General features: G+C 49.2%; 7 protein-coding genes. All 7 read left to right on the forward strand.

What is annotated here, in order from left to right; translation table 11 throughout:
* Positions 1-675: class II fructose-bisphosphatase (gene glpX, locus ON064_RS16385; protein ID WP_274625606.1), on the forward strand; the 675-nt coding region annotated here is incomplete at its 5' end.
* Positions 676-791: 116 nt separating this feature from the next.
* Positions 792-2,075, forward strand: a complete 1,284-nt coding sequence (gene rho, locus ON064_RS16390) for a transcription termination factor Rho (RefSeq protein WP_274625607.1) — start codon at positions 792-794, stop codon at positions 2,073-2,075.
* Positions 2,076-2,225: 150 nt separating this feature from the next.
* Positions 2,226-2,441 carry a 50S ribosomal protein L31 gene (rpmE, locus tag ON064_RS16395; protein ID WP_058382951.1) on the forward strand — a complete coding sequence of 72 codons (216 nt, stop codon included), beginning with the start codon at positions 2,226-2,228 and terminating at the stop codon, positions 2,439-2,441.
* 153 nt (positions 2,442-2,594) lie between these two features.
* Positions 2,595-3,188, forward strand: a complete 594-nt coding sequence (locus ON064_RS16400) for a thymidine kinase (RefSeq protein WP_058382952.1) — start codon at positions 2,595-2,597, stop codon at positions 3,186-3,188.
* A 197-nt stretch (positions 3,189-3,385) separates the two neighbouring features.
* Positions 3,386-4,465, forward strand: a complete 1,080-nt coding sequence (gene prfA / locus ON064_RS16405; RefSeq protein WP_121298352.1) for a peptide chain release factor 1 — start codon at positions 3,386-3,388, stop codon at positions 4,463-4,465.
* Positions 4,452-5,327, forward strand: coding sequence for a peptide chain release factor N(5)-glutamine methyltransferase (gene prmC, locus ON064_RS16410; protein WP_274625608.1), 876 nt, complete (start codon positions 4,452-4,454; stop codon positions 5,325-5,327). The genes prfA and prmC overlap by 14 nt, the downstream gene beginning before the upstream one ends.
* Positions 5,328-5,415: 88 nt before the next feature.
* Positions 5,416-6,405: an L-threonylcarbamoyladenylate synthase gene (locus ON064_RS16415; protein WP_121298348.1), complete on the forward strand. Its 990-nt coding sequence runs from the start codon at positions 5,416-5,418 to the stop codon at positions 6,403-6,405.
* Positions 6,406-6,617 lie beyond the last annotated feature (212 nt).

Consider the following 6,617-nt stretch of genomic DNA (forward strand, 5'->3'; position numbering starts at 1 on the left):
TGGAATGCAATTGCCGTGCTGGCGATTGCGGACCGCGGAAATTTACTCAATGCACCGGATATGTACATGGACAAAATTGCAGTCGGCCCAGAAGCTGTCGGCAAAATTGACATCAACGCCCCGGTCATCGACAATTTGCGCGCAGTCGCTAAAGCAAAAAACAAGGATATCGAAGACGTTGTTGCCACGATTATTGACCGGCCGCGTCATGCACAGATCATCAAGGAAATCCGCGATGCGGGAGCACGCATCAAATTGATTACTGATGGCGATATCGCCGGCGCCATCAATACGGCTTTCGACCAAACGGGCGTCGACATCCTATTCGGCATCGGCGGAGCTCCGGAAGGGGTTATTTCTGCAGTCGGTTTGAAATGCCTCGGCGGGGAATTTCAAGGCAAGCTCGTTCCCCAGGATGATGAAGAACGGCAGCGCTGCCTAGATATGGGCCTCGAAGTCGACAAAGTGTTGATGATGGATGACTTGGTTAAAGGCGACGATGCGATCTTTGCAGCGACAGGGATCACTGACGGAGAACTTCTTCGCGGCGTTCAGCTGAAAGGTTCTTTTGCCGAAAGCCATACCTTGGTCATGCGTGCAAAATCCGGCACGGTTCGTTTTGTCGAAGGGCGCCACAGCCTCAAGAAAAAACCGGATCTCGTCATGAAAGATTGATTTCCATACTCCAAACCTGAGTCCGGCTTTATGCCGGGCTCCTTCTTTAATGACTCCAGAACAAGAGAAATTCCCCAGAAATTCTGAAACTAATGATAAGTGTGGTGTCCAACTAGATGGCAACGATGACAATTTCTGCATTGGAAAATATGACGCTCAAAGAGCTTTATAACCTGGCAAAAGAATACAAGCTGAACAATTACAGCAAACTGACGAAAAAAGAATTGATTTTCGCCATTTTGAAAACCCGTGCGGAACAGGAAGGCTTCTTTTTCATGGAAGGCGTCCTGGAAATCATCCAATCGGAAGGCTTCGGGTTCCTCCGCCCGATCAATTATTCACCGAGTTCACAGGATATTTACATTTCCGCTTCCCAAATCCGCCGATTCGACCTTAGAAACGGCGACAAAGTATCCGGAAAAGTCCGTCCGCCAAAAGAAAATGAACGCTATTTCGGGTTGCTTCAAGTAGAAGCCGTCAACGGCGAAGACCCGGAAGTCGCAAAAGAACGCGTCCATTTCCCAGGCTTGACGCCGTTGTATCCGGATCGCCATATCCGCCTTGAAACGGGGCCGGAACATTTATCCACACGCATCATGGATCTTGTGTCCCCGGTCGGCTTTGGCCAGCGCGGCTTGATCGTCGCACCGCCAAAAGCCGGAAAAACGATGCTGTTGAAGGAAATCGCCAATGCCGTAACGACCAACCATCCGGAAGCGGAACTGATTGTGCTGCTGATCGATGAACGGCCGGAAGAAGTGACGGATATCGAACGCTCGGTTGACGCTGATGTAGTGTCTTCGACTTTCGATGAAGTTCCTGAAAACCATGTAAAAGTAGCCGAGCTGGTTCTCGAACGCGCCATGCGTCTTGTCGAGCACAAGCGCGATGTCGTCATCTTGATGGATTCGATCACGCGTCTTGCACGCGCGTATAATTTGGTCATCCCGCCAAGCGGACGCACATTGTCTGGCGGTATCGACCCTGCCGCATTCCACCGCCCGAAACGCTTTTTCGGGGCAGCGCGCAATATCGAAGAAGGTGGCAGCTTGACGATCCTCGCGACAGCGCTTGTCGATACGGGATCTCGCATGGATGAAGTCATCTACGAAGAGTTCAAGGGTACCGGCAATATGGAGCTGCATCTCGACCGCAGCTTGGCTGAACGCCGCATATTCCCGGCGCTCGATATCCGCCGTTCCGGCACGCGTAAGGAAGAATTGTTGATGGATCCGGAACAACTTGATAAACTATGGACTATCCGCAAAACCTTTTCGGATTCGCCGGACTTTACCGAGCGTTTCATGAAAAAGCTCAGCCACTCGAAAACCAATGAAGAGTTTTTCGGGCAATTGCCAAGGGATAGCAAGTCATCGCGCACTCCGCGAAAGACGAATTGATTGCTTGCAAAAGCCTATAAGTTTTGCTATGATTATAAGAGTGAAACAAAACAGTACTATTGCATATACGGCCTAACGAGCCGTGTAAGGCAATAGGCAAAATAGATTAAACTCTGTTCCAGATGGTTCAGGGCGGGAGGAGAAAATATTATGAAAACAGGTATTCACCCAGAGTACAAAAAAGCAACAGTGACTTGCTCATGCGGCAACTCATTCGAAACAGGTTCAGTAAAGGAAAACATCAACGTTGAGCTTTGCTCAGAATGTCATCCATTCTATACTGGACGCCAAAAATTCGCAGCTGCAGATGGCCGCGTAGACCGTTTCAACAAAAAATACGGCCTCAAAGAAGAAATCAACAACTAAGTCACTATTATACCCGTCCGTCGCGAAAACGCCGGATGGGTATTTTTTTTCGTCAAGGAACGGAAAAAATCAATTACATAGCAGAAAAATGATAGGCACACCCACCATTTTTGGTATGATATTAACAGCAAATGTTTGAAAGGGGTCTCCACTATGTACGTCATGAAACAGACCGGATGGGTCGAGTTAATTTGCGGAAGCATGTTTTCCGGAAAATCCGAAGAGTTGATTCGCCGCATCCGCCGCGCGCAATTCGCCAAGCAGAAAATTGCGGTATTCAAGCCGAAATTGGATAACCGCTATAGCGAGGAAGCGGTCGTCTCCCATAATGGAACTACGGTCATCGCGCTGCCGATCGGACATTCCGGTGAGATGAAAGAATATATAACCGACGAATTTGATATCATCGCCATCGATGAAGCGCAATTCTTTGATATGGAAATCGTCGACCATGTGCAAAAATTGGCCGATCACGGATTCCGCGTAATTGTCGCAGGCCTCGACCAGGATTTCCGTGGCGTGCCGTTCGGTCCGATGCCATCCTTGTTGTCGATCGCGGAGCAAGTGACCAAATTGCAGGCCGTCTGCACAGTTTGTGGATCTCCCGCAAGCCGCACACAGCGCCTGATCGACGGCAAGCCTGCCGGTTCGGATGACCCGATCATCCTAGTCGGCGCTTCAGAAGCCTACGAACCCCGCTGCCGCCATCACCACGAAGTCCCAGCCGGTGTTACGGTTACAGAATAAATGTCTGAAACCTAAGCAAAATGAAGCAAAACTGCGGAGACTCCCGCGGGAAAGCGAGAAAGCCGAGACCCCGCAAGGCGCAAAGCGACTGAGGAGGCTTGGCGCTCGCCCGCAGGAAAGCGAAGCATTTTTGCTGAATGTAGGGAAATGTAAAGTTGTAAGTACTATTTATATAGAAGAAACTAGAGGTGAAAACAATGTTTGACCGTTTACAGTCTGTCGAGGACAGATACGACCGTCTCAACGAAATGTTGAGTGACCCGGATATTGTCAGCGATACGAATAAGCTGCGCGATTACTCCAAAGAACAATCCGATTTGCAGGAAACTGTAGAAACCTACCGTGAATACAAAGACGTCCAGACGCAATTGGCCGATTCCAAAGCCATGTTTGAGGAAAAGATGGATGCCGATATGCGTGAAATGGTCAAAGAAGAAGTCGCAGAACTTGAAGGGCGTTCAAAAGAATTGGAAGAACGTCTCCACATCCTGTTGATTCCAAAAGATCCGAACGATGACAAAAACGTTATCATGGAAATCCGTGGTGCAGCAGGCGGCGACGAGGCAGCCTTGTTCGCAGGCGATTTGTTCAAGATGTATTCCCGTTTTGCTGAAGCCAACGGATGGAAAGTCCAGATTATGGACTCGAACCAAACAGAAATTGGCGGATTTAAGGAATTGGTCTTTATGGTGACCGGTAAAGGCGCTTATTCCAAACTGAAATACGAAAACGGCGCCCACCGTGTGCAGCGTGTTCCTGAAACCGAATCCGGGGGGCGCATCCATACTTCGACAGCGACGGTTGCATGTTTGCCGGAAGTAGAAGAAGTCGAAGTTGATATTCACGATAACGATATTCGCGTCGATACCTATGCATCTTCAGGGGCGGGAGGACAATCGGTCAATACGACCATGTCGGCAGTGCGCTTGACGCATTTACCGACGAATATTGTCGTCACGTGCCAAGATGAGAAATCCCAGATCAAAAATAAAGCGAGTGCCATGAAAGTTTTGCGCGCCCGCGTTTATGAAAAGTTTCAGCAAGAAGCACAAGCTGAATATGATTCCGTACGTAAATCCGCTGTCGGTACAGGTGACCGTTCAGAGCGCATCCGCACTTATAACTTCCCGCAAAACCGAGTGACGGACCATCGCATCGGATTGACCATCCAGAAGCTGGATCAAATCCTGCAAGGCAAGATGGATGAAATTGTTGACGCCCTGGTGATCGATGAACAATCAACGAGGATGGAGAGTTTGAACAATGAACAAAGTTGAAACCTTAACGACAGTGGAATTTGTATATGAAGCCTTGGAGCAAGCAACAAGCTATTTAAAGCAATACGGCCGTGAAGAAACACCGGCCCGCATTCTGTTGCAGCATGAACTCGGAGTGGATTACTCCGGTTTGGTCGCGGCGATGCGCGATAAAATCGAAGAGCGCCAATTTGAAGCCTATTGGTCCAATGTCGAAGAATTGGTTGAAGGCGTACCTGTCCAACATTTGACGGGCGTTGAACAATTTTACGGCAGAACCTACCAAGTATCTCCAGCCGTCCTCATTCCACGCCCGGAAACAGAAGAGCTGATTGAAGAAACCTTGAAGCTGAAGCGCAAGCTATTCGGCACGGAAGAAGTGCAGGCAGCTGATATCGGAACAGGAAGTGGAGTCATTGCAATCACTGTGAAATGCGAATTGCCCGAAGCGGAAGTGATGGCGACGGATATTTCGGAAGAAGCTTTGTTTATGGCTGAACGCAATGCTGAAACTTTGAACGCAGATGTCCATTTCGCAAAAGGGGATCTGGCAGCGCCGCTTGCGGGAAGAAAATGGGATATTATCTTGTCCAACCCGCCGTACATCGCTCATCATGAAGCACCGGGGTTGTCTGATACGGTTCGCGAATTCGAACCGCATGAAGCTTTATTCGCAGACAGCAACGGACTTGCGGCTTATGAAACTTTGGCAGAGCAAGTGCCGGAATTGATCAGCCGCCCGGGCATCATCGCGCTTGAAATCGGCAGCAGCCAAGGAGCTGCCGTAACGGAATTGTTCCAGAAAGCCTTGCCTGATGCGCGTGTCTATTGCAAAAAAGATATCAACAAACACGACCGCATGGTATTTTGTATTTTAGAGTAAGTTGTGCACAAATCACCTGATATTAAGGGGTGTTATCCACAAAATGTGGATATTGTCGCCAAAACCTTATTGTACTGGAGATGTTTAGGTGGAAACAAAAACAATTCTTGTGGATGAACATGTGAACAATGACGAAAGTTATGCACAAGCTGTGGATTATATCCGTGGGGGGGAAGTTGTCGCATTTCCGACCGAAACCGTTTATGGCCTCGGCGCGGATGCGATGAACGCGACCGCTGTCGATAAAATCTTCGAAGCGAAAGGCCGCCCAACCGACAATCCATTGATTGTTCACGTGGATTCCAAAGAGACCGCCTTGGAGTATGTCGAAGATGTTCCCGAAAAAGCTTTACAATGCATGGATGCTTTTTGGCCAGGGGCACTGACTTTGATCATGCAGGCGAAACCGGATACATTTGCCTCTAATGTAACAGCCGGCTTGCCGACGGTAGGCATCCGTGTGCCAAACCATCCGGCAGCTTTGAACTTATTGAAGCGCTTGAAGCAGCCGGTAGCAGCGCCGAGCGCCAACACGAGCGGAAAACCGAGCCCGACTTTGGCTGAGCATGTCTATTTCGATATGAACGGTAAAATTCCGCTCATTTTAGACGGCGGGCCGACACAGGTCGGCATCGAATCGACGGTGCTCGATATGACGAGTGCACCGCCTGTTATCCTGCGCCCAGGCCAAGTAACGAAAGAACAATTGGAAGAAGTGATCGGGACTGTCCGCTTGTCTTCTGAGACAAAAGGCAATACCCCGAAATCTCCTGGCATGAAATATGCCCATTATGCTCCACAAGCTCCGCTTTATTTGATTGAGCACAATAGTAAGCTCATCGAAAAGGCGATCGACCATATCCATGGCAAGAAGAAAAAAATCGCGGTGCTGAGCCGCGAAGATTTCGAGACAGCGGATTATTGCTTCCCGCTCGCTGTGGATAAGTTATACGATAGCTTGCGCAGATGCGACCAGACGGATGCTGATTTAATCCTGGCCTGTGTATTGCCGGAAAATGAAGACGCTGCCCTGATGAACCGCCTGGAAAAAGCAGCGGACCATAAATGGTTCAGCTGACTCAAGCAAATGAATTAGATGACAGTATATAAAGCCACTGGGAAATTTCCAGTGGTTTTTTTGTTGTTTTAAATAAGGGAGAATGGGAGAGTCGGCTGCAAGGAGCACGCTTGGGGCTCGCAGGATGCGAGTACGTGCAGCTGAAGCGACAGAACGTCGCCATTTTGAAGATGGATAGTGGAGCTGTTAGTGGAAGAGATTCCGCTGCAAGG

The organism is Planococcus sp. A6 (assembly GCF_028823615.1).
Taxonomy (GTDB): Bacteria; Bacillota; Bacilli; order Bacillales_A; family Planococcaceae; genus Planococcus.